Source organism: Kosakonia pseudosacchari (assembly GCF_900184035.1).
In the GTDB taxonomy this organism is placed as follows: domain Bacteria; phylum Pseudomonadota; class Gammaproteobacteria; order Enterobacterales; family Enterobacteriaceae; genus Kosakonia; species Kosakonia pseudosacchari.
The window spans coordinates 300,764-323,137 of the sequence record NZ_FXWP01000013.1; the positions used below are offsets into that span (position 1 = coordinate 300,764).

The window sequence follows — 22,374 nt, forward strand, 5'->3', positions numbered from 1 at the left end:
TCCTGGTTTGACGCTATCCGCTGTTGAGATTTCACTTTATAATCCCAACACTTGTATTCAGATAAGATATCGCACTGGATTAAGATGAAAACGATCGAAGTTGATGATGAGCTCTACAGTTATATTGCTAGCCACACGAAGCACATTGGCGAGAGCGCATCCGACATTTTACGGCGCATGTTAAAATTTTCCGCCGTTCCTCAATCATCACAGCCTGCCGCTTCCCTCGCGCCGGTAAAAGAGACGCGTACTGTCAGCACCGTTGAGGTTAAACCGACAAACACCGCCAAAGACAAAGTCCGTGCCGTGCGCGAGCTGCTTCTGTCTGATGAATACGCCGAGCAGAAAAAGGCGGTGAATCGTTTCCTGCTGGTGCTGTCTACACTCTACTTACTGGATGAAAAAGGGTTTACGGAATCCACCGAGTCTCTGCATGGGCGCACCCGCGTATACTTTGCCGCGAACGAGCAAACGCTTTTGCAAAACGGCAATCAAACCAAGCCGAAACAGGTGCCGGACACCCCTTACTGGGTCATCACCAACACCAATACGGGTCGTAAATGCAGCATGATCGAGCACATCATGCAATCAATGCAGTTCCCCGCGGAATTGATTGAAAAAGTTTGCGGCACAATTTAATCCTTGCATTGAAAGGACCAGGCAATGGCTAACCATCCGCGTGCGGGGCAACCTGCACAACAGGGCGATTTGATCAACGTCGCTCAGCTTACTGCGCAGTATTACGTGCTGAAACCGGAAGTCGGAAATTCAGAACATGCGGTGAAGTTCGGAACATCCGGTCACCGTGGCAGCGCAGGTCGCCACAGCTTCAACGAGCAACATATCCTCGCCATCGCTCAGGCTATCGCCGAAGAGCGTGCGAAAAACGGTATTACCGGCCCGTGCTATGTGGGTAAAGATACCCACGCGCTGTCTGAACCGGCGTTTATCTCTGTGCTGGAAGTGCTGGCAGCCAACGGTGTGGACATTATCGTGCAGGAAAATAACGGCTTCACGCCGACGCCTGCCATCTCAAACGCTATCCTGGTTCACAACAAAAACGGCGGCGCGCAGGCTGACGGTATCGTTATTACGCCATCACATAACCCACCGGAAGATGGTGGGATCAAATACAACCCGCCGAACGGCGGCCCGGCGGACACCAACGTCACCAAAGTGGTGGAAGATCGCGCTAACGCACTGCTGGCAGACGGTCTGAAAGGCGTAAAACGCATTACGCTGGATGCCGCGCTGGCGTCCGGTCATGTGACGGAAAAAGATCTGGTACAGCCGTTTATTGAAGGGCTGGCGGATATCGTCGATATGGCGGCTATCCAGAAAGCGGGTCTGAAACTGGGCGTTGACCCGCTGGGTGGCTCCGGTATTGAGTACTGGAAACGCATTGCTGAGCACTACAAGCTGGATTTGACCATCGTTAACGATCAGGTCGATCAGACGTTCCGCTTTATGCATCTCGATAAAGATGGCGTTATCCGTATGGATTGCTCCTCCGAGTGCGCCATGGCGGGCTTGCTGGCGCTGCGTGACAAGTTCGATCTGGCCTTCGCCAACGATCCGGACTACGACCGTCACGGCATTGTAACGCCGGCTGGCCTGATGAACCCGAACCACTACCTGGCGGTTGCCATCAACTACCTGTTCCAGCACCGTCCGCAGTGGGGCAAAGATGTTGCCGTCGGTAAAACGCTGGTTTCCTCGGCGATGATCGACCGGGTGGTGAATGACCTGGGCCGCAAGCTGGTGGAAGTGCCGGTTGGCTTTAAATGGTTTGTCGATGGTCTGCATGATGGCAGCTTCGGCTTCGGCGGCGAAGAGAGCGCGGGGGCTTCGTTCCTGCGTTTCGACGGCACACCATGGTCTACTGATAAAGATGGCATCATTATGTGCCTGCTGGCTGCGGAAATCACCGCCGTCACCGGGAAAAACCCGCAGCAGCACTACGATGAGCTGGCAGAGCGTTTCGGCGCGCCGAGTTATAACCGTTTGCAGGCTTCCGCTTCGTCCGCGCAGAAAGCCGCACTGTCTAAACTTTCCCCGGAAATGGTTAGCGCCAGCACACTGGCAGGCGATCCGATTACCGCGCGTTTGACCGCCGCACCGGGTAATGGCGCGTCGATTGGCGGGCTGAAAGTGATGACCGATAACGGCTGGTTTGCCGCGCGTCCGTCAGGAACGGAAGACGCCTACAAAATCTACTGTGAAAGCTTCCTCGGTGCTGAACACCGTAAGCAGATCGAAAAAGAAGCGGTAGAGATTGTCAGCGAAGTGCTGAAAAACGCGTAATCACTGAAAAGAAAAGGCTCCCTCGGGAGCCTTTTTACTGCCTGTTAGCGATTACCCCAGCGCCACCATCAGCGCCCCGGCGGTGATCAGCGCCACTCCCGCGCCGGAAATCAGAGAAACCTTCTCGCCAAACAGCACCACCGCCAGAATCACCGCAAACACTACGCTGAGCTTATCAATCGGCGCCACGCGCGACACATTCCCGCTTTTGATCGCCATAAAGTAGAACAGCCACGACAGCGCACCCGCTACGCCGCTTAGCACCACAAACAGCAGCGCTTTTTTGTCGGCGAAAACCGTCGAAATCAGCGACAGCTTGCCCTGAACCACTACCACGCCAGCCAGGAAAATTGCCATCACCACTGCGCGGATTGCGGTAGCGGTATTGGCATCAAGATGTTGTAAACCGATTTTGCCGAAAATGGCCACCAGCGCAGCGGTTAGCGCCGACAACAAGGCATAAATTAACCAGGCACTCATGATTCCCCTCCCAAAAATCAGAAGGATACGCCGTCAGAGCATAAACCGGTAGCCGATACCTGTTTCCGTCAGTAAATGGCGAGGACGCGCCGGATCGACTTCCAGCTTTTGCCGTAAATGCCCCATATAAATACGCAGATAATGGCTGTGTTCCACGGCGTTTGGTCCCCAGACCTGGCTAAGCAGCTGGCGCTGCGTCAGGACTTTCCCGTGGTTATTGAGCAGCACCGCCAGCAGGCGAAACTCAATCGGTGTGAGATGCAGTTCTTCTTCACCGCGTTGAATGCGGCGGTTAGCCAGATCGACGCGGATATCAGAAAAGGTGACCACCGGCTCATCGGGTGTGGCGGCGGCATGGCGGCGCAGCGCGACGCGCAGGCGCGCCTGCAATTCGCCAATGCCAAACGGTTTGCTGAGATAATCATCGGCACCCGCATCCAGCGCGGCGATTTTGTCGCTCTCTTCTGCGCGCGCAGAGAGCACAATCACCGGCATCTTGCTCCACTGGCGCAGATCACGGATAAAGTCGAGCCCGTCGCCGTCCGGCAGCCCTAAATCAAGGATCACCAGATCCGGTTTGCGGGTGGCGGCTTCAATTAGCCCGCGCTGAAGTGTCTCTGCTTCATGGACGCGCAGCCCTTCGGCTTCCAGCGCGGTACGCAGAAAACGGCGGATAGCTTGTTCATCTTCAACAATCAGAACGTTGATCACAGATCCTCAGGTAATTCATCCAGTTGCGGCGGTGTTTCCCGTGGAAGTGTAACACAAAACAGCGCGCCGCCTTGTGGGCGGTTGCGGGCGGCGATGGTGCCGCCATGCACCTCGACAATCGCCTGGCAAATCGCCAGCCCCAGCCCAACGCCGGGAATGGCTGACTCTTTGGTCCCGCGGGCGAATTTATCGAAAATCGCCGCTTCCTGGCCCGCAGGGATCCCCGGTCCGTTATCCCACACATTCAGCGTTAACTGGTCCGGCGTGCTGTGCGCGGTAATCCCAATTTCGGCGCGATGCCCGGCATATTTCACCGCATTTTCCAGCAGATTAATCAGTACGCGCTCAAACAACGGGCCGTCAACATGCACCAGCATCAGCGGGTCGGGCAGGTCGAGCGCAATATGCTGGCCGCCAAGCCCTGGCTCCAGCGTTCGCAACGCACTGCCAATCACCTCTTCAAGCGTCAGCCACTCTTTTTTCAGGTTAAAGCCGCCAGACTGGATGCGCGCCATATCCAGCAAATTATTCACCAGTCGCGTAGTGTTCAGCACATGCTGGCGAATTTCGTTGGCTTGCGGCGCATGTGCTGACCCTTCGCTGGCCAGATCCAGCGTGAGGATCTCCGCCTGACCAAACAGCACGGTCAGCGGCGTGCGCAGATCGTGGGACAGCGCCGCCAGCAGCGAGTTGCGAATGCTTTCGCGCTCGCTGGCCAGCCGCGCCTGTTCTTCGCTGGTGGCTAATGCCTGGCGTTCCAGCGCGCTGGCGACCAGCAGGGTGAAGGTTTCCAGCAGGCGCTGTTGTTCCGGGATCATTAACTGGCGCAGATTCGCCGGTTCAACAATCAACAATCCATGGGTTTTTTGATCGCTTTTTAGCGGCAAAATTTGATACGGCACGCCGGGCAGCGTATCGGTGCCCGCGCCTGCCGGCTGGCCTTTATCAAAACTCCAGCGGGCGATGGCGTCATCCCACGGCGTCATCCCGTGCGTCTGCGTCACAGCCGCCAACTGACCGTGGCTGTCCGGCAGCAGCAGTTTGCTGCGCGCATTAAAAGTGGAGTGGATAAAGGTTTCGCTGGTCGCGGCGATATCCTGATTGCTACGTCCAACCGCCAGCGCTTTTGACATCTCATACAGATGGCGGGTGCGCTGCTCCCGGTAGCGCGCCACCCGCGCCTGATAACGCACACCGGCCGTCAGGTTACCAATCACCAGGCCTACCGTCAGCATTACGCCAAACGTCAGCAGGTATTGCACATCGGAAACCGCCAGCGTACCGCGCGGGGCGATAAAAAAGAGATCAAAACTGACAACGTTAATCACCGTGGCGAAAGCGGAGGGCCAGCGGCCAAAAAATAGCGCCACCAGCACCACGCCAAGCAGATAGATCATCACCAGGTTGGCGGCATCAAATGCCGTCAGCCACTGCATGGCAATCAGGGTAATGGCGGCACAAAGCGCAAGCGCTACGACGCAGCCTTTCAGTTGCACACGAAAGCGATCCATAAACGGGCGAATATCCCCGGCGCGGGCGGGCAGGGGAGTCGGCGCGTCTTCCAGCGCGATAATCACCAGATCGAGATCCGGCGCGCGTCTGGCGAGCTTATCGGCAAAGGATTCCCGGCTCCACCACTGGCGTTTATTGCGTCTGCCAATCAGAATCTTGCCGAGATTATGCTCGCGCGCGTAACGCAAAATGGCGCGGTCTTCCGCCGGATCGGAAAGGGTGGCGGTTTCTGCGCCCAGCTCCTGCGCCAGGCGCAGTGAACTTAAAATCGCCCGCCGCTGCGGTTCCGGCAGTTTATGCAACGTTGGGGTTTCGACATACACCGCATGCCAGGCGCTGCCGAGCTTAGCCGCCAGGCGTGCGGCAGTGCGGATCAGTTTCTCATTGCCGGCACCGTGGCCGACGCAAAGCAAAATCGCATCGCGCGTGTGCCAGACTTTTTCTTCGCCCTGGCGATCGCGCCAGGCGCGCATTTGGTCATCCACGCGATCGGCTGTGCGGCGCAGCGCCAGTTCGCGCAGGGCAATCAGGTTGCCTTTACGAAAGAAGTGTTCAATCGCGCGTTCCGCCTGACCGCCAATATAGACTTTGCCTTCGTGCAGACGCTGGCGCAGGTCATCCGGCGGTAAATCCACCAGCACCACTTCATCGGCGCTGTCAAAGAAAGGGTCCGGCACCGTTTCGCGCACCTGAATCCCGGTTACGCCGCTGACCACATCGTTGAGGCTTTCAAGGTGCTGAACGTTGACGGTGGTAAAAACATCAATCCCTGCTTCCAGCAGCTCTTCGACATCCTGCCAGCGTTTCGGGTGGCGCGAGCCGGGCGCGTTACTGTGCGCCAGTTCGTCCATCAAAATAAGCGCCGGACGCCGCGCAAGGGCGGCGTCCAGATCAAATTCCTGAATTAAGCGTCCGCGATGATGAATACGCCGGGCGGGCTGCGTTGCCAGCCCCTCCAGCAATGCGGCAGTCTCTTTTCGACCGTGGGTTTCAACGACGCCAATCAGAATATCCAGCCCTTGCGCCCGCAGCCGCTGTGCTTCCTGCAGCATCGCAAAGGTTTTCCCCACCCCGGCGCAGGCGCCAAAAAAGACTTTCAGCTTGCCCCGGTGCGCGGTGGCGGCATGCTCCAGCAGGCGGTCGGGATTGGGGCGCAAAGGCTCATCAGTCATGCTTTATTTGTCCTTGAGCGCATCCAGCGCCAGATTAAGTTCCACCACATTCACCACCGGTTGGCCGATAAAATTCACCAGCGGTGTTGAGGTATGCTCTGCCACCAGTTTCGCCACCACCTGCACCGGAAGGTTACGCGCCTGCGCCACCCGTGGGATCTGCCATTCAGCGGCCTGCGGAGATAACTGCCCGTCAAGGCCGCTGGCCGAGGTGGTAATGAGTTCTACCGGAACATGCGTATCCGCTTGCGGGTTATCGGCCCGCAGTTGCGCGACGCGCTGCGCCACTTCTTTATCCAGCTCGGGGTTGCTACCCGCCAGGTTACTGCCGCCAGACGCCATAGGATTATAAGGCGCGTCCGCCGTGGCGGAAGGGCGACCATGAAAATATCCCGGTTGGGTAAAATCCTGGCCTAACAGGCGTGAACCACGCACGTTGTCACCTTCACGAATAAGTGAGCCGTTGGCCTGATCGTGAAACCACCATTGCCCCAGCGCGGTGGTAAGCAGCGGGTAAAGCCCGCCGGTAATCAGGGTAAAGAGTATCAAAAGCAGAAATGCGGGACGTAATAAAGCCATTTTTAACTTCCTCTTACACCAGGCCGAACAGCGTGAGAATAAGGTCGATCGCTTTGATGCCAATAAACGGCACGATCAAACCGCCCAGCCCGTAGATCCACAGGTTACGGCGCAACATGGCAGAGGCGGTCAGCGGTTTGTAGCTCACCCCTTTCAATGCCAGTGGGATCAGAAACACAATCACCAGCGCGTTAAAAATAACCGCGCTCAAAATCGCCGACGCCGGGGAGTGCAGGTGCATCACGTTGAGCATATTCAGCTGCGGATAGGTCGCCGCAAACGCCGCCGGGATAATGGCGAAGTACTTCGCCACATCGTTAGCGATACTGAAGGTGGTCAGCGAACCACGCGTCATCAGCATCTGTTTGCCGATATGCACCACTTCAATCAGCTTGGTGGGGTTGGAATCCAAATCCACCATGTTGCCCGCTTCTTTCGCCGCTTGCGTACCGGAGTTCATCGCAACCGCCACATCCGCCTGCGCCAGCGCGGGGGCGTCGTTGGTGCCATCGCCGGTCATCGCCACCAGCCGGCCTTCCGCCTGATACTGACGGATCAGCGCCAGCTTGGCTTCCGGGGTCGCTTCGGCCAGAAAATCGTCGACACCCGCTTCGGCGGCAATCGCGGCGGCGGTCAGGCGGTTATCACCGGTGATCATCACCGTTTTAATCCCCATTTTGCGTAACTGGGCAAAACGCTCTTTGATGCCGCCTTTGACGATATCTTTCAGCGCGATCACGCCCAGCACTTTTGCTCCTTCGGCCACCACCAGCGGCGTTGCCCCCTGGCGCGCCACGCGTTCGACCAGCGCTTCGACATCTGCCGGGAAGTGCCCGCCGTTCGCTTCGATATGGCGGCGAATAGCATCAACGGAACCTTTACGGATCATCCGGTCCTGCACGTTAATCCCGCTCATCCGGGTTTGCGCGGTGAACGGCACAAAGGTCGCTTGCAGACTTTGCATATCGCGCTCGCGCAGGTTAAAGCGCTGTTTTGCCAGGATAACAATACTGCGGCCTTCCGGTGTTTCATCGGCCAGCGAGGAGAGCTGTGCGGCATCGGCCAGCGTTTTTTCATCCACACCCTGGGCAGGCAGGAAGTCAGACGCCTGGCGGTTACCCAGCGTGATGGTGCCGGTTTTATCCAGCAATAACACATCGACATCGCCCGCGGCTTCCACCGCGCGACCGCTGGTGGCAATGACGTTTGCGCCCAGCATGCGGCTCATCCCGGCGACTCCAATCGCGGAAAGCAGCCCGCCGATAGTCGTCGGGATCAGACACACCAGCAGGGCAACCAGCACGGTGACACTCACCGGCGTGCCGCCATACACGGAGAAGGGCCACAGCGTTGCCGTTGCCAGCAGGAACACAATCGTCAGGGCCACCAGCAAAATGGTCAGCGCGATTTCGTTTGGCGTTTTACGCCGCTGCGCGCCTTCCACCATCGCGATCATGCGATCAAGGAACGTTTCGCCGGGGTTGACGCTGCACTGGATCACCAGCCAGTCAGAGAGAATGCGCGTACCGCCGGTTACCGAGGCGAAATCGCCGCCGGACTCACGAATCACCGGTGCGGATTCCCCGGTAATCGCACTTTCATCCACCGACGCGCCGCCTTCGATCACTTCGCCATCGCAGGGGATAATATCGCCTGCTTCCACCAGCACGATATCGCCTTTGCGCAGATCTTCCGCCGGAATATGGTCGATTTGCGCGTCATGCTGCGGAGCACGAAGTTTGCGGGCAAACGCGGTCTTTTTCACCCCTTTCAGGCTGTTGGCCTGCGCTTTACTGCGGCCTTCGGCCAGCGCTTCGGCGAAGTTGGCGAACAGAACCGTCACCCACAGCCACACGCTGATAGTGCCGGTGAACCACGCACTGCCGTCGAGATGACCAGTCGCCATCGCCAGCGCCAGCAGGGTAGTTAACACGCTGCCAATCCAGACAATAAACATTACCGGGTTACGCCACTGCACATGCGGGCTTAACTTGGTCACGGAATCCATCAGCGCCTGGCGAACAAGATTCGGTTCGAAAAGCGCCAGTTGTTTACGACTCATATAACGCGTCTCCGCCACTCTTAAAATTGCAGGTATTCCGCCACCGGGCCGAGCGCCAGGGCAGGAATAAAGGTTAAAGCGCCGACCAGTAACACGGTGCCGATCAGCAGGCCGATAAACAGCGCGCCATGCGTTGGCAGCGTGCCGGAGCTGGTCGGTTGAATTTTCTTCGCCACCAGCGAACCGGCAATCGCCATGACTGGAACAATCACACCGAAGCGGCCAAAGAACATGCAAAACGCCAGCAAACAGTTCCAGAACGGTGTATTGGCGCTTAAACCCGCAAAGGCGCTACCGTTGTTATTGGCGGCAGATGAGACGGCGTACAGCACTTCGCTAAAGCCGTGAATGCCGGGGTTGAACATGCCGCTGCGTCCGGCATCGGTCATCATCGCCAGCGCGGTACCAATCAGCACCAGAGCCGGGGTGACAAGGATTGCCAGCGCGGTCATTTTCATTTCGCGAACGTCAATTTTCTTACCGAGAAATTCAGGCGTGCGGCCAATCATCAGCCCGGCGATAAACACCGCCAGCAGCACAAACAACAGCATGCCGTACAGACCCGACCCCACGCCGCCGAACACCACTTCGCCTATCTGCATCAGCCACATCGGGATCATGCCGCCAAGCGCAGTAAACGAGTCGTGCATGGCGTTGACCGCCCCGCAAGAGGCCGCCGTGGTGACGACGGCGTACAAGCTGCTTGCCAGAATGCCAAAACGGCTCTCTTTCCCTTCCATATTGATGGCGCTATCGCCGCCGAGCGTCAGGAAGTGCGGGTTACCCTGTAATTCCGCCCACATCACAATCCCGGCGCAGACGACGAAAATAATCGACATTGCCCACAGCAACATGTGTCCCTGACGGCGATCGCCAACCGCATCGCCAAAGGCGAAACAGAGTGCGGCCGGGATCAGGAAGATCGCCAGCATCTGCACGAAATTGGTTAAGGCAGTGGGGTTTTCAAACGGATGCGACGAGTTGGCATTAAAGAAACCGCCGCCGTTGGTACCGAGCATTTTGATCGCTTCCTGCGACGCAACAGGTCCCATCGGCATCAGGTGTTGCACGCCTTCCAGCGAGGTATAAGCCTGGTACGCCGAAACGTTTTGTAGCGCCCCTTGCTGAATAAAAAACAGCGCAATCAGCAGCGAGACAGGCAACAGCAGCCACAGGGTAATACGTGTGATATCAACCCAGGCATTACCAAGTGTCTCCATACTGCGGCGTGAAAAAGCGCGGATCAGCGCAAAGACCACAGCAATACCGGTCGCGGCAGATAAGAAGTTTTGTACCGTCAGCCCAGCCATCTGGCTGAAGTAGCTCAGGGTGCTTTCCCCGGAATATGACTGCCAGTTAGTGTTGGATACAAAGCTGACGGCGGTATTCAGCGCCAGATGCCAGGAGAGCCCCGGCAGGTTTTGTGGGTTGAGCGGCAGCATGCCTTGCAGCATCAGCATCGCAAACAGCAGCACCAGGCCGAAGATATTCAGCCATAAAATCGCCAGTAAATAGTGCCGCCAGTTCATTTCACGGGTATCGATACCGAGCCCGCGCCAGAGGAGGTTTTCCATACCGCGCACACCGGGAAGTGGCTGACCGGCGATCATCTTCGCCAGCAGCGAACCGAGCGGGCGCGCGAGGATAAACAATACCAGCAGAAAGCTGGCAATCAGAAGAAACGCCTGAGCGGCCATCAGAAAGCCTCCGCGTTGATCAGGGCATAAACCAGATAGCCCAATAACAGGAAAACCAGCACGATGCCGATTACTACGCCTGCACTCACAATCCACCTCCGGGGTGATTTAACGATGTGCAGAAAAAGTAGGATTTTCGGCGCAAAGATTTCGCAAAAATCGGCGGGCGGAGTGTAAAAAAAATATAAAAATCACGCGGAATGAACTGGCGGAGTGGTGCATATACGCATTGCCCTTTTCTGTGGGGCTGTCATGTTTAACAAAAAATCCACAATTTAACTGATGGTTAGTATTAATTTAACTATTTTGTAACTTATTTACCGGCTCAATGTAAATAAAGCCGAAATTGACAAAAAATAGTGGTCGGATGAGTAGTAAAATTACAAACAAAACGGTACTATTTTAACCAGATTTCAGTGCCGCCCTGGTTTTTACGTTAGTGACTTTCAGGGGGGCTAATAATTTTCCGGTGCTGCTTACCGGCCTGACAAAGGGGAGAGAATTATGGACACATACAAAGCGTTTCCGGCTCATATTGTGCTGTTGCGACGTGCTTTCGCCGTTCTGGCGGGTGTGCTGGCGTTGCCGGTAATGTTGTTCTGGAAAGACCGCGCACGTTTTTATAGCTATCTGCATCGCGTCTGGGCAAAAACCAGTGAAAAACCGGTGTGGATGGATCAAGCAGAGAAAGTAAGCTGCGACTTTTATTAATCGACGACACACAGCAAACCTCATCGCCACCGCATTCGCGGTGGCTTTTTTTTACCTGCGGCCTTTGACTACACTTACTGCGGGTAGAAAAAGGAGCCGTAATGCGCGAGAAAATTCCTGCGGGCATGCATACCTATTTGGCCGGGAAATCGGTCTGTTTTGACGGCGGCTATGTGAGGCTTGCGCTCGCGGCGATATCGCATTCTCCCCGGCAAACATGTGCACTGGCCCACCAGGCGATTGATACGCGGTGCAATCACATCAGGGCGCTGATGCCCGGTGTTTGTAAAACGTTTCATGCCCGGCAGCAGCCAACACTCTTCACACTGATTAAACGTTACCGCCAGCCAACCCAGCCACGGCTTGCGCCGAAGACTTTACTCAAACACTATATGACTGGATTTCCCGACGCGTCCCGGGCCGGGCAACGCAATGTTGACTCCGGGTCAGAGGCGCGGCGCTTACGTTACGGATATTAGGAGCGGTATGACCACCCATCTGGTCTGGTTTCGCGCGGATCTGCGCGTACATGACAATCTTGCGCTTGCGGCCGCCTGTCGCAGCGATAACGCGCAGGTAAAAGCCCTGTTTATCGCCACGCCTGCGCAGTGGCAGCAACATCATCTGGCGCCTCGTCAGGCGGCGTTTATCAATGCGCATCTCAACGCCTTACAACTGGCGCTGGCGGAAAAAGGCATTCCGTTGATTTACCGGGAAGCGGCGGATTTTACCGACAGCGTACAAACAGTGGTGGATGTCTGCGAGCGCGAGCAAGTCAGCCATCTCTTTTACAACTATCAATACGAATTCAACGAGCGACAGCGCGACGCCGCCGTCGAAAAAGCGCTACCGAATGTCGCCTGCCAGGGCTTTGACGACAGCGTGATGCTGGCACCCGGTAGCGTGATGACCGGCAATCATGAGATGTACAAAGTCTTTACGCCCTTTAAAAACGCCTTTCTGCGCCGGTTGAAAGCGGATCTGCCCCAGTGTGTTGCCGCGCCGCACCCGCGTGAAGGCGTCGACGTCGCGCCACATCCGGTTACGCTTGATTACCCCCAACAGGATTTTGATGAAAATCTGTTCCCGGCTGATGAGAAAAGCGCAATCGCGCGGCTGCGTCAGTTTTGCCAGCAGCAGGCAGCAGCGTATGAGCAGCAGCGCGATTTCCCGGCAATCGAGGGCACCAGTCGTTTGTCGTCGTGTCTGGCGATTGGCGCACTATCGCCGCGCCAGTGTCTGCATCGTCTGCTGGCTGAACAACCGCAGGCGCTTGACGGTGGGCCGGGGGCCGTGTGGCTGAGTGAGCTGATTTGGCGCGAATTTTATCGCCATCTGATGACTTATCATCCGGCACTCTGTAAGCATCGCCCTTTTATCGCCTGGACTGATAAGGTGCAGTGGCAGGAAAACGACAAGCATCTGCAAGCCTGGCAATGCGGCAACACCGGCTACCCGATTGTTGATGCGGCGATGCGCCAGTTGAACGCCACCGGCTGGATGCACAACCGCTTACGGATGATAACCGCGAGCTTTCTGGTCAAGGACTTACTTATCGACTGGCGTCATGGGGAGCGTTATTTTATGTCGCAGTTGATCGATGGCGATTTCGCGGCGAACAATGGCGGCTGGCAGTGGGCGGCCTCGACGGGCACCGATGCGGCTCCCTATTTTCGAATTTTTAACCCGACCACGCAGGGTGAACGCTTTGATGCTGATGGCGCGTTTATTCGCCACTGGCTACCGGCGCTAAGCGATGTGCCGGAAAAATCCGTGCATCAACCCTGGGACTGGGCGGATAAACAGGGGGTAAAACTCGATTATCCTCGCCCGATTGTTGACCATAAACAGGCGCGAACCGCCACGCTGGCGGCCTATGAAGCTGCCCGTAAAGCGTAAAGGAGTGATGATGAAAAATACCGAGCTGGAAAAACTGATTAACGAAAAACTTAACAGTGCGGCGTTCAGTGATTACGGCCCGAACGGGCTTCAGGTTGAAGGGCGGGAAACGGTACAGAAAATTATCACTGGTGTGACCGCAAGCCAGGCGCTGCTGGACGAAGCGGTACGCCAGCAGGCGGATGCAGTGATTGTCCATCACGGTTATTTCTGGAAAAACGAAGCGCCGATCATTCGTGGTATGAAACGTCACCGCCTGAAAACGTTACTGGCGAATGACATCAATCTGTACGGATGGCACCTGCCGCTTGACGCGCACCCTGAGCTTGGCAATAACGCGCAACTGGCGGCTTTGCTCGGCATTAACGTGATGGGGGAAATTGAAGAGTTGCTGCCGTGGGGCGAACTGTCGATGCCGGTTCCGGGGCTGGAGCTGGCGTCGTGGATTGAAGCGCGACTTGGGCGTAAGCCGCTGTGGTGTGGCGATACCGGGCCGGAAAAAATCACCCGCGTTGCCTGGTGTACCGGCGGTGGGCAGAGCTTTATTGATAAAGCGGCCCGCTTCGGCGTTGATGCGTTTATCACCGGCGAAGTCTCCGAACAGACTATTCATTCCGCCCGTGAACAGGGGCTGCATTTCTACGCTGCGGGCCACCACGCCACCGAGCGCGGTGGCATCCGCGCGCTCAGCGACTGGCTGAATGAAAATAGCGATCTTGACGTCACGTTTATCGATATTCCGAACCCGGCGTAAGGAGAGGGCAAGTGCAGCGAGCACGGTGTTATTTGTTAGGTGAAAGCGCGGTGGTGCTGGAGCTGGAGCCGCCGGTACAACTGGCGACGCAAAAGCGTATCTGGCGGCTGACGCAACGGCTGGCGGACGTGCCGGACGTGGTGGAGGCTATTCCGGGGATGAATAACATTATGGTGGTGCTGCGCGATCCGCATTCGCTGGCGCTCGACGCGATTGAGCGTTTACAGCGCTGGTGGGAAGAGAGCGAGGCGCTGGAACCCGAGTCTCGCACCATTGAGATCCCGGTGCTGTATGGCAAAACTGCCGGGCCTGATCTGGGGCTGGTGGCGGAACACTGCCGGATGACGGAAAAGCAGGTCGTTGAGCTGCATGCTTCCATCGATTACGTGGTGTGGTTTCTTGGCTTCCAGCCCGGTTTTCCTTATCTGGGCGGGATGCCGGAGGCGCTTGCCACACCGCGCCGCGCCGAACCGCGTGTGCGCGTTCCCGCCGGTTCTGTCGCCATTGGCGGCGCGCAAACCGGCATTTATCCCCTGGAAACGCCCGGCGGCTGGAACCTGATCGGACGTACCGATCTGGCATTGTTCAACCCGCGTTTGCCGGAGCCGGTGTTATTACGTCCGGGCGATACGCTACGGTTTGTGCCGCGCAAGGAGGGCGTATGCTGAAAATTATCCGCGCGGGAATGTATACCACCTTGCAGGGGGGCAAACGTATTGGCTTGCGTCAGTCTGGCGTCAGCTACTGCGGCGCGCTGGACGAGCCTGCATTACAGATTGCCAATGCGCTGGTGGGCAACGCGCCTGAGGCAGCGGCGCTGGAAATTACTTTTGGTCAGTGCGAAGTTGAGTTTGGTCGCGATGCCTGGTTTGCGCTCACTGGCGCAGGCTGTGAGGCGAAACTCGACGGTAAAGCGGTGTGGACCGGCTGGCGGTTTGCGGCAAAAGCCGGTCAGCGGCTGGTGCTGAAAAGGCCGCTGCACGGCGTGCGCAGCTATCTTGCGGTTGCCGGGAGCTTTGCCGTACCAGCGGTAATGGGCTCGGTCAGCACCGATCTGAAAACCGCCATCGGCGGGCTGGAAGGGCGACTCTTGCGCGATGGCGATGTGTTGCCACTGGGCGAACCTGTGCGTCATTTTCACACACAGCAAGGGGTAAAACAGTTGCTGTGGGGCAACCGCATTCGCGCGTTGCCAGGGCCGGAGTATCACGAATTCGACAGCGCCTCGCAGGAGGCGTTCTGGCGTTTGCCGTGGCAGATAAGCCCGCAGAGTAACCGTATGGGTTACCGTTTGCAGGGGCAGCCGTTGGTGCGTACCACGTCGCGCGAACTCCTTTCCCACGGCTTGTTGCCGGGCATAGTGCAGGTTCCCTCTAACGGGCAACCGATAGTGCTGATGAATGATGCCCAGACCACCGGCGGTTACCCGCGAATTGCCTGCATTATCGAGGCGGATATGTACCACCTGGCGCAAATCCCACTCGGGCAGCCGATACATTTTGTTCAGTGCTCGCTGGATGAGGCGCTGAAGGCGCGTCGCGAGCAGCGTATCTACCTCGATCAACTGGCATGGCGTCTGCACAATGAAAATTGATTTAAACGCCGATCTCGGCGAAGGCTGCGGCAATGATGCGGCGTTACTCCAGCTGGTTTCTTCTGCCAATATCGCCTGCGGTTTCCACGCAGGCGATGCGCAAACCATGCTGACTTGTGTGCGTGACGCATTGCGTAATGGTGTGGCGGTGGGGGCGCATCCCTCCTTTCCGGACCGGGAAAACTTTGGCCGCACGGCGATGCATTTGCCGCCGGATATTGTCTATGCCCAAATGCTGTATCAAATTGGCGCGCTGGCGGCGATGGTGTGTGCAGAAGGCGGCAAACTGCATCATGTGAAACCGCACGGTATGCTCTACAACCAGGCGGCGGATGACGCGGCGCTGGCCGATGCCATTGCCGGAGCGGTTTACGATGCTGATCCCGCATTGATTCTGGTTGGGCTGGCGGGCAGCGAGTTGATTCGTGCCGGAGAGCGTTATGGTTTGCGCACGCGCCAGGAGGTATTTGCCGATCGTGGCTACCTCCGCGATGGGCGTCTGGTGCCGCGCAGTGCGCCGGGCGCGCTAATTGATGATGACAATCTGGCGCTGGCGCAAACGCTGGAGATGGTGCTGGAGGGGCGGGTGAGATGCATCACCGGTGAGTTTGTTAATGTGCAGGCGCAAACGGTCTGCCTGCACGGCGATGGCGAGCACGCGCTGCTGTTTGCCCGCCGCTTACACAGTGCCTTTGCCCAACGTGGCGTGATGATTTCTGCCCACTAACGCAAGGAGTTTTTATGCCGGAAGGACCGGAGATCCGCCGGGCGGCAGATACGCTTGAAGCCGCGGTTAAAGGCAAACCATTAACCGATGTCTGGTTTGGTCTGCCGTCATTGGCGCGTTTCGCCGCTGATCTGGTGGGACAGTGCGTTGAGAAAATGGAAACGCGGGGAAAAGCGCTCCTGACGCATTTTTCCGGTGGGCTAACCCTTTACAGTCATAACCAGCTTTACGGCGTCTGGCGCGTGGTCAGGGCAGGAGAGATCCCGCAAACCAACCGAGTACTACGCGTGCGGCTGCAAACGGAGCAAAAGGCGATTTTGCTGTACAGCGCGTCGGACATTTCGTTACTCACCCCGGAACAACTAGCGCAGCATCCCTTTTTACAGCGCGTCGGGCCGGATGTGCTGGATATGACGCTAACCGTAGAGCAGGTAAAAGCGCGGTTGTTATCGCCCCGTTTTCGCCGTCGCCAGTTTTCCGGGTTATTGCTCGATCAGGCCTTTCTGGCCGGGCTGGGTAACTATCTGCGTGTCGAAATTCTCTGGCAAAGCGCACTGGCGCCACAGCACAACGCCTCGCAACTTAGCGAAGCGCAACTGGATGTGTTATCGCAGGCGCTACTTGATATTCCCCGTTTGTCATACCAGACACGCGGCGTGGTGGATGAGAATAAACACCACGGCGCGCTGTTTCGCTTTAAGGTATTTCACCGCGCCGGAGAAGCGTGCGAGCGTTGCGGTGGGATAATTGAGAAAACCACCATGTCGTCCCGGCCGTTTTACTGGTGCCCGGTTTGTCAGCGTTAAAATAAAAAACGCGCCTGAAGGCGCGTTTTTTTAGGCGGGTTGGCTATCAATCTTTTTTCAGATCGGAGCTGAACTCGCGTTTTTCGTAACCGGTGTACAGCTGACGCGGACGAGCAATTTTGATGCCGTCGTCGTGCATTTCGTTCCAGTGCGCAATCCAGCCAACGGTACGCGCCATCGCGAAGATAACGGTAAACATGGAGGCCGGGATCCCCATCGCTTTCAGGATAATACCGGAGTAGAAGTCAACGTTCGGGTAGAGCTTACGCTCGATGAAGTACGGGTCGTTGAGCGCAATATGCTCAAGTTCCATCGCCACTTCCAGCAGATCATCTTTGGTGCCCAGCTCACGCAGCACTTCGTGGCAGGTTTCACGCATCACGGTAGCGCGCGGGTCATAGTTCTTGTAGACACGGTGACCAAAGCCCATCAGACGGAACGAATCGTTTTTGTCTTTGGCGCGGCGCAGGAATTCAGGGATGTGTTTTACAGAACTGATCTCTTCGAGCATGCGCAGAGCCGCTTCGTTGGCGCCGCCGTGCGCCGGTCCCCACAGAGAAGCGATACCGGCAGCGATACAGGCGAACGGGTTCGCGCCAGAAGAGCCAGCGGTGCGCACGGTCGAGGTGGAGGCGTTTTGCTCATGGTCGGCGTGCAGGATCAGAATACGGTCCATTGCGCGTTCCAGCACCGGGTTCACTTCATACGGTTCACACGGTGTGGAGAACATCATGTGCAGGAAGTTACCGGCGTAGGAGAGATTATTCTGCGGGTAAACGAACGGCTGACCGATGGAATATTTGTAACACATCGCCGCCACGGTCGGCATTTTCGACAGCAGGCGGAACGCGGCAATCTCACGGTGACGCGGATTGTTAACATCCAGTGAATCGTGGTAGAACGCCGCCAGCGCGCCAGTCACCCCGCACAGCACCGCCATCGGGTGCGAGTCGCGACGGAAACCGTGGAACAGACGGGTGATCTGCTCATGGATCATGGTGTGGCGCGTGACGGTCAGTTTGAATTCGTCAAACTGCTCCTGGGTCGGTTTTTCACCGTAGAGCAGAATGTAGCAGACTTCCAGATAGTTGGATTCAGTCGCCAGTTGGTCGATAGGGAAACCACGGTGCAGCAGAATACCTTCGTCACCGTCGATAAAGGTGATTTTTGATTCGCATGATGCGGTAGAGGTAAAACCTGGGTCAAAAGTGAATACCCCTTTTGAACCGAGACTACGGATATCAATCACATCCTGACCGAGCGTGCCTTTTAGCACATCCAGTTCAATAGCAGCGTCACCATTGTAGGTGATGGTTGCTTTCTTATCAGCCATTTACGGTCTCCTTAGCGCCTTATTGCTTAAGACCGCCAGTCACCGGATTTGCATTCAACTGCCAATCAACGTTACCAGTTTGTTATTTGGCTCGCAGCTCTGTTGAGAGGAGGTACCAGGGTACAGAGCGATGGGCGCGTGCAAGTACACATTGAAAATACAGCGAAAAAACAGCAAATCAGCGTCTTAGCAGTCCGAATTTGTCAAACCTGTATATCACTAATAACTGTCCTGATTACATCGGTCAATACCATCACACTGTTACATAACTTATTCTCAGGTGAAAGTAAGACCCCATAACTTTTGCGAATTATAAGCCCTTTCTGGCGTAGTTTGTAACAAGAATGTTTAACTTTTGTCAAATCAGATGATTAAAATTTAAAAGAATGTTGTTATCGTGATGGGGGTCACTGTTCTGCATAAAACCCGACAAACTATATGTAGGTTAATTGTAATGATTTTGTGAACGACCTATACTGCCGCCAGGTCTCCGGAATACCCCTGCAATCCCGAGCCACCCAGCGTTGTAACCTGTCGTTTAGCATCTGGAAGCTAATTTTTTGCATGACGAGCAGTTATAGAAAAGGACGCTGTCTGACCCGCACGCAGACCGGAGGAAGGAAACTATAAGAATAGCATGTGGGCGTTATTCATGATAAAAAATGTGAAAAAACAAAGACCTGTCAATCTGGATCTGACAACAATTCGGTTTCCTGTTACGGCTATAGCTTCCATTCTCCACCGCGTTTCCGGCGTCATTACTTTCGTGGCGGTTGGCATTCTGCTGTGGTTACTGGGCCTGTCGCTGTCATCCGAAGAGGGCTTCCTGACCGCCTCTGCCATCATGAGCAGCTTTTTCGTTAAATTCATTTTCTGGGGCATCCTGACAGCGCTGGCTTATCACGCTGTGGGCGGTATTCGCCATATGTTAATGGATTTTGGCTGGCTGGAAGAAACCTTCGAAGCAGGAAAGCGTTCCGCTAATCTCTCTTTTGCAATCACTGTCGTGCTTTCAATTCTCGCAGGAGTCCTCGTATGGTAAGCAACGCCTCCGCATTAGGACGCAACGGCGTACATGATTTTATTCTTGTTCGTGCCACTGCCATCGTCCTGACGCTCTACATCATCTATATGGTCGGTTTTTTTGCCATGCACGGCGATCTGACCTGGGTGGTCTGGACTGGATTCTTCTCCTCCGCTTTCACGAAAGTCTTCACGCTGCTGGCGCTGTTTTCGATTCTGATCCATGCCTGGATTGGCATGTGGCAGGTGTTGACCGACTACGTTAAACCGCTGGCTGTGCGCCTGGTTCTGCAACTGGCTATCGTCGTTGCACTCGCGGCTTACGTGATTTATGGATTTGTTGTGGTGTGGGGTGTGTAATGAAACTGCCAGTCAGAGAATTTGATGCTGTTGTAATTGGTGCCGGTGGCGCAGGTATGCGCGCGGCACTGCAAATTTCCCAGAGCGGGCAAACCTGTGCGCTGCTCTCTAAAGTTTTCCCAACCCGTTCTCACACCGTATCTGCGCAGGGCGGTATTACCGTTGCGCTGGGTAATACCCATGAAGATAACTGGGAATGGCACATGTATGACACGGTAAAAGGTTCCGATTACATCGGTGACCAGGATGCCATTGAATATATGTGTAAAACTGGCCCGGAAGCGATTCTTGAGCTGGAACATATGGGTCTGCCATTCTCCCGTCTGGATGATGGCCGTATCTATCAACGTCCGTTTGGCGGCCAGTCGAAAAACTTCGGCGGCGAGCAAGCGGCGCGCACGGCAGCCGCAGCGGACCGTACCGGTCATGCGCTGTTGCACACCCTTTATCAGCAAAACCTGAAAAACCACACGACGATTTTTTCCGAGTGGTACGCGCTGGATCTGGTGAAAAACCAGGATGGCGCCGTGGTGGGTTGTACCGCGCTGTGTATTGAAACCGGTGAAGTGGTCTACTTCAAAGCGCGTGCCACCGTGCTGGCGACCGGCGGTGCGGGCCGTATTTACCAGTCTACTACCAACGCCCATATCAACACCGGCGACGGCGTTGGCATGGCGCTGCGCGCAGGCGTCCCGGTGCAGGATATGGAGATGTGGCAGTTCCACCCGACCGGTATCGCCGGAGCGGGCGTGCTGGTAACGGAAGGGTGCCGTGGTGAAGGCGGTTACCTGCTGAACAAACATGGCGAGCGCTTTATGGAGCGTTATGCGCCGAACGCTAAAGACCTGGCGGGTCGTGATGTGGTGGCGCGTTCCATTATGATCGAAATCCGTGAAGGTCGCGGCTGCGACGGCCCGTGGGGTCCGCACGCGAAACTGAAACTCGATCACCTGGGCAAAGAGGTGCTGGAATCGCGCCTGCCGGGGATCCTTGAATTGTCGCGCACCTTTGCCCACGTCGATCCGGTAAAAGAGCCGATCCCGGTTATCCCAACTTGTCACTATATGATGGGCGGCATTCCGACCAAAGTTACCGGTCAGGCGCTGACGGTGAACGAGAAGGGCGAAGATGTCGTCATTCCGGGTCTGTTTGCAGTGGGTGAAATTGCCTGTGTATCCGTCCACGGCGCTAACCGTCTGGGGGGTAACTCGCTGCTCGATCTGGTGGTGTTTGGCCGCGCGGCGGGTCTGCATTTACAAGAGTCTATCGCCGAGCAGGGCGCGCTGCGTGATGCCAGCGAGTCTGATGTTGAAGCGTCCCTTGAGCGCCTCAACCGCTGGAACAACAACCGTAACGGCGAAGATCCGGTCACGATTCGTAAAGCGCTGCAAGAGTGTATGCAGCATAACTTCTCGGTCTTCCGCGAAGGCGATGCGATGGCGAAAGGGCTTGAGCAACTGAAAGTGATTCGCGAACGTCTGAAAAACGCTCGTCTGGACGATACTTCCACCGAGTTTAACACCCAGCGCGTTGAGTGCCTGGAGCTGGATAACCTGATGGAAACCGCGTATGCAACGGCGGTCTCCGCAAACTTCCGTACCGAGAGCCGTGGCGCGCATAGCCGCTTCGACTATCCGGATCGTGACGACGAAAACTGGCTGTGCCATTCCCTGTATCTGCCAGAAACGGAGTCCATGACGCGTCGCAGCGTCAATATGGAACCGAAACTGCGTCCGGCATTCCCGCCGAAGATTCGTACTTATTAATGCGGAGACAGGATAATGAAACTCGAATTTTCGATTTATCGCTATAACCCGGACGTTGATGACGCGCCGCGCATGCAGGATTACACCCTGGAAGGCGAAGAAGGGCGTGACATGATGCTGCTGGATGCCTTAATGCAGCTGAAAGAAAAAGATCCTACGCTGTCGTTCCGCCGCTCCTGCCGTGAAGGGGTATGTGGTTCCGATGGTTTGAACATGAACGGTAAGAATGGCCTGGCCTGTATCACCCCGATTTCTGCACTGGGCAATGGCAAGCAGAAGATTGTGATCCGTCCTCTGCCTGGCCTGCCGGTGATCCGCGATTTGGTGGTGGACATGGGACAATTCTATGCCCAATATGAGAAGATTAAGCCTTACTTATTGAATAATGGGCAAAATCCGCCAGCAAGAGAGCACTTACAGTCGCCTGACCAGCGTGAAAAACTCGACGGTTTGTATGAATGTATTCTCTGCGCCTGCTGCTCGACATCTTGCCCGTCGTTCTGGTGGAACCCGGACAAATTTATCGGCCCGGCCGGTCTGCTGGCGGCGTACCGTTTCCTGATCGACAGCCGCGATACGGAAACCGATAACCGTCTGGAAGGTTTAAGCGATGCTTTCAGCGTATTCCGCTGCCACAGCATTATGAACTGCGTCAGTGTATGCCCGAAAGGGCTGAACCCGACGCGCGCCATCGGCCATATTAAGTCGATGTTGTTGCAACGAAGCGCATAAATGTCAGTGCCGGATGGCGCTGACGCGTATCCGGCCTACATTTGTAGTGATGTTTTTTTTGCCCGGCAGCGTTAGCGCCGCCGGGTAACAAGGAAGCAGGAAACCTTTAAAAACCGCCACAGTAGACATAATCGAGATGTCTGGTGCGAGAC

At 56.2% G+C, this 22,374-nt stretch carries 23 protein-coding genes; 14 read left to right on the plus strand and 9 right to left on the minus strand.

Features of this window, described 5'->3' with window-relative positions; genetic code table 11:
• Positions 1–84 precede the first annotated feature (84 nt).
• Together seqA and pgm are read left to right on the plus strand one after the other, a co-directional pair.
• Positions 85–639, plus strand: coding sequence for a replication initiation negative regulator SeqA (gene seqA / locus BN2591_RS11425; protein ID WP_086871558.1), 555 nt, complete (start codon positions 85–87; stop codon positions 637–639).
• A gap of 24 nt (positions 640–663) precedes the next feature.
• Positions 664–2,304, plus strand: a complete 1,641-nt coding sequence (gene pgm, locus BN2591_RS11430) for a phosphoglucomutase (alpha-D-glucose-1,6-bisphosphate-dependent) (protein ID WP_086871560.1) — start codon at positions 664–666, stop codon at positions 2,302–2,304.
• Positions 2,305–2,355: 51 nt separating this feature from the next.
• Here the strand turns inward: pgm and BN2591_RS11435 are convergent, their stop codons facing one another.
• The 7 genes from BN2591_RS11435 to kdpF are packed head-to-tail and all read right to left on the minus strand — an operon-like array spanning position 2,356 to position 10,606.
• Entirely contained in the window at positions 2,356–2,784 is a 429-nt protein-coding gene (locus tag BN2591_RS11435) for an EamA family transporter (RefSeq protein WP_086871562.1), read from the minus strand.
• Positions 2,785–2,817: 33 nt separating this feature from the next.
• A complete protein-coding gene (gene kdpE, locus BN2591_RS11440) occupies positions 2,818–3,495 on the minus strand; it encodes a two-component system response regulator KdpE (RefSeq protein ID WP_086871564.1) in 678 nt (225 codons plus the stop codon).
• The gene (kdpD, locus tag BN2591_RS11445) at positions 3,492–6,179 is read right to left on the minus strand and encodes a two-component system sensor histidine kinase KdpD (RefSeq protein WP_086871566.1); all 2,688 of its coding nucleotides are present in this window, start codon (positions 6,177–6,179) and stop codon (positions 3,492–3,494) included. Before kdpD ends, kdpE begins: the two co-directional genes overlap by 4 nt.
• Before the next feature lie 3 nt (positions 6,180–6,182).
• Positions 6,183–6,758 carry a potassium-transporting ATPase subunit KdpC gene (gene kdpC / locus BN2591_RS11450; RefSeq protein WP_086871568.1) on the minus strand — a complete coding sequence of 192 codons (576 nt, stop codon included), beginning with the start codon at positions 6,756–6,758 and terminating at the stop codon, positions 6,183–6,185.
• Positions 6,759–6,771: 13 nt separating this feature from the next.
• The gene (gene kdpB / locus BN2591_RS11455; protein ID WP_086871570.1) at positions 6,772–8,820 is read right to left on the minus strand and encodes a potassium-transporting ATPase subunit KdpB; all 2,049 of its coding nucleotides are present in this window, start codon (positions 8,818–8,820) and stop codon (positions 6,772–6,774) included.
• A gap of 20 nt (positions 8,821–8,840) precedes the next feature.
• Entirely contained in the window at positions 8,841–10,517 is a 1,677-nt protein-coding gene (gene kdpA / locus BN2591_RS11460) for a potassium-transporting ATPase subunit KdpA (RefSeq protein WP_086871572.1), read from the minus strand.
• A complete protein-coding gene (gene kdpF, locus BN2591_RS11465) occupies positions 10,517–10,606 on the minus strand; it encodes a K(+)-transporting ATPase subunit F (protein WP_020457044.1) in 90 nt (29 codons plus the stop codon). Before kdpF ends, kdpA begins: the two co-directional genes overlap by 1 nt.
• A gap of 415 nt (positions 10,607–11,021) precedes the next feature.
• Between kdpF and BN2591_RS11470 the strand changes: the two genes are divergently transcribed.
• The 8 genes from BN2591_RS11470 to nei all read left to right on the plus strand — a co-directional run bounded on the left by BN2591_RS11470 (position 11,022) and on the right by nei (position 17,008).
• On the plus strand, positions 11,022–11,228 hold the full coding sequence (locus BN2591_RS11470) for a YbfA family protein (RefSeq protein ID WP_086871574.1): 207 nt from the start codon (positions 11,022–11,024) through the stop codon (positions 11,226–11,228).
• 101 nt (positions 11,229–11,329) lie between these two features.
• On the plus strand, positions 11,330–11,707 hold the full coding sequence (locus BN2591_RS11475; RefSeq protein ID WP_086871576.1) for a DUF1722 domain-containing protein: 378 nt from the start codon (positions 11,330–11,332) through the stop codon (positions 11,705–11,707).
• Between the two features lie 7 nt (positions 11,708–11,714).
• The gene (gene phrB / locus BN2591_RS11480; protein WP_086871577.1) at positions 11,715–13,127 is read left to right on the plus strand and encodes a deoxyribodipyrimidine photo-lyase; all 1,413 of its coding nucleotides are present in this window, start codon (positions 11,715–11,717) and stop codon (positions 13,125–13,127) included.
• A 10-nt stretch (positions 13,128–13,137) separates the two neighbouring features.
• Positions 13,138–13,881, plus strand: coding sequence for a type 2 GTP cyclohydrolase I (locus BN2591_RS11485; protein ID WP_086871578.1), 744 nt, complete (start codon positions 13,138–13,140; stop codon positions 13,879–13,881).
• 11 nt (positions 13,882–13,892) lie between these two features.
• On the plus strand, positions 13,893–14,549 hold the full coding sequence (gene pxpB, locus BN2591_RS11490; RefSeq protein WP_086871580.1) for a 5-oxoprolinase subunit PxpB: 657 nt from the start codon (positions 13,893–13,895) through the stop codon (positions 14,547–14,549).
• Positions 14,543–15,475, plus strand: a complete 933-nt coding sequence (gene pxpC / locus BN2591_RS11495; RefSeq protein WP_086871582.1) for a 5-oxoprolinase subunit PxpC — start codon at positions 14,543–14,545, stop codon at positions 15,473–15,475. The genes pxpB and pxpC overlap by 7 nt, the downstream gene beginning before the upstream one ends.
• A complete protein-coding gene (gene pxpA / locus BN2591_RS11500; protein ID WP_086871585.1) occupies positions 15,465–16,202 on the plus strand; it encodes a 5-oxoprolinase subunit PxpA in 738 nt (245 codons plus the stop codon). The genes pxpC and pxpA overlap by 11 nt, the downstream gene beginning before the upstream one ends.
• Positions 16,203–16,216: 14 nt before the next feature.
• Positions 16,217–17,008 carry an endonuclease VIII gene (nei, locus tag BN2591_RS11505; RefSeq protein ID WP_086871587.1) on the plus strand — a complete coding sequence of 264 codons (792 nt, stop codon included), beginning with the start codon at positions 16,217–16,219 and terminating at the stop codon, positions 17,006–17,008.
• A gap of 46 nt (positions 17,009–17,054) precedes the next feature.
• On the opposite strand, the gene BN2591_RS11510 is transcribed toward nei, so the two are convergent.
• Complete coding sequence (locus BN2591_RS11510) at positions 17,055–18,341, minus strand: citrate synthase (protein ID WP_086871589.1); 1,287 nt, start codon at positions 18,339–18,341, stop codon at positions 17,055–17,057.
• A gap of 203 nt (positions 18,342–18,544) precedes the next feature.
• Entirely contained in the window at positions 18,545–18,703 is a 159-nt protein-coding gene (locus tag BN2591_RS24990; protein ID WP_419177752.1) for a hypothetical protein, read from the minus strand.
• 275 nt (positions 18,704–18,978) lie between these two features.
• On the opposite strand from BN2591_RS24990, the gene sdhC reads away from it, so the two are divergent.
• The 4 genes from sdhC to BN2591_RS11535 are packed head-to-tail and all read left to right on the plus strand — an operon-like array spanning position 18,979 to position 22,222.
• Positions 18,979–19,383: a succinate dehydrogenase cytochrome b556 subunit gene (gene sdhC, locus BN2591_RS11520; RefSeq protein WP_017455937.1), complete on the plus strand. Its 405-nt coding sequence runs from the start codon at positions 18,979–18,981 to the stop codon at positions 19,381–19,383.
• A complete protein-coding gene (gene sdhD, locus BN2591_RS11525) occupies positions 19,377–19,724 on the plus strand; it encodes a succinate dehydrogenase membrane anchor subunit (RefSeq protein WP_086871591.1) in 348 nt (115 codons plus the stop codon). Before sdhC ends, sdhD begins: the two co-directional genes overlap by 7 nt.
• Entirely contained in the window at positions 19,724–21,490 is a 1,767-nt protein-coding gene (gene sdhA / locus BN2591_RS11530) for a succinate dehydrogenase flavoprotein subunit (RefSeq protein ID WP_086871593.1), read from the plus strand. The genes sdhD and sdhA overlap by 1 nt, the downstream gene beginning before the upstream one ends.
• Before the next feature lie 15 nt (positions 21,491–21,505).
• Positions 21,506–22,222 (plus strand): succinate dehydrogenase iron-sulfur subunit, encoded by a 717-nt coding sequence (locus BN2591_RS11535; protein ID WP_017455940.1) that lies wholly within the window; start codon positions 21,506–21,508, stop codon positions 22,220–22,222.
• Positions 22,223–22,374 lie beyond the last annotated feature (152 nt).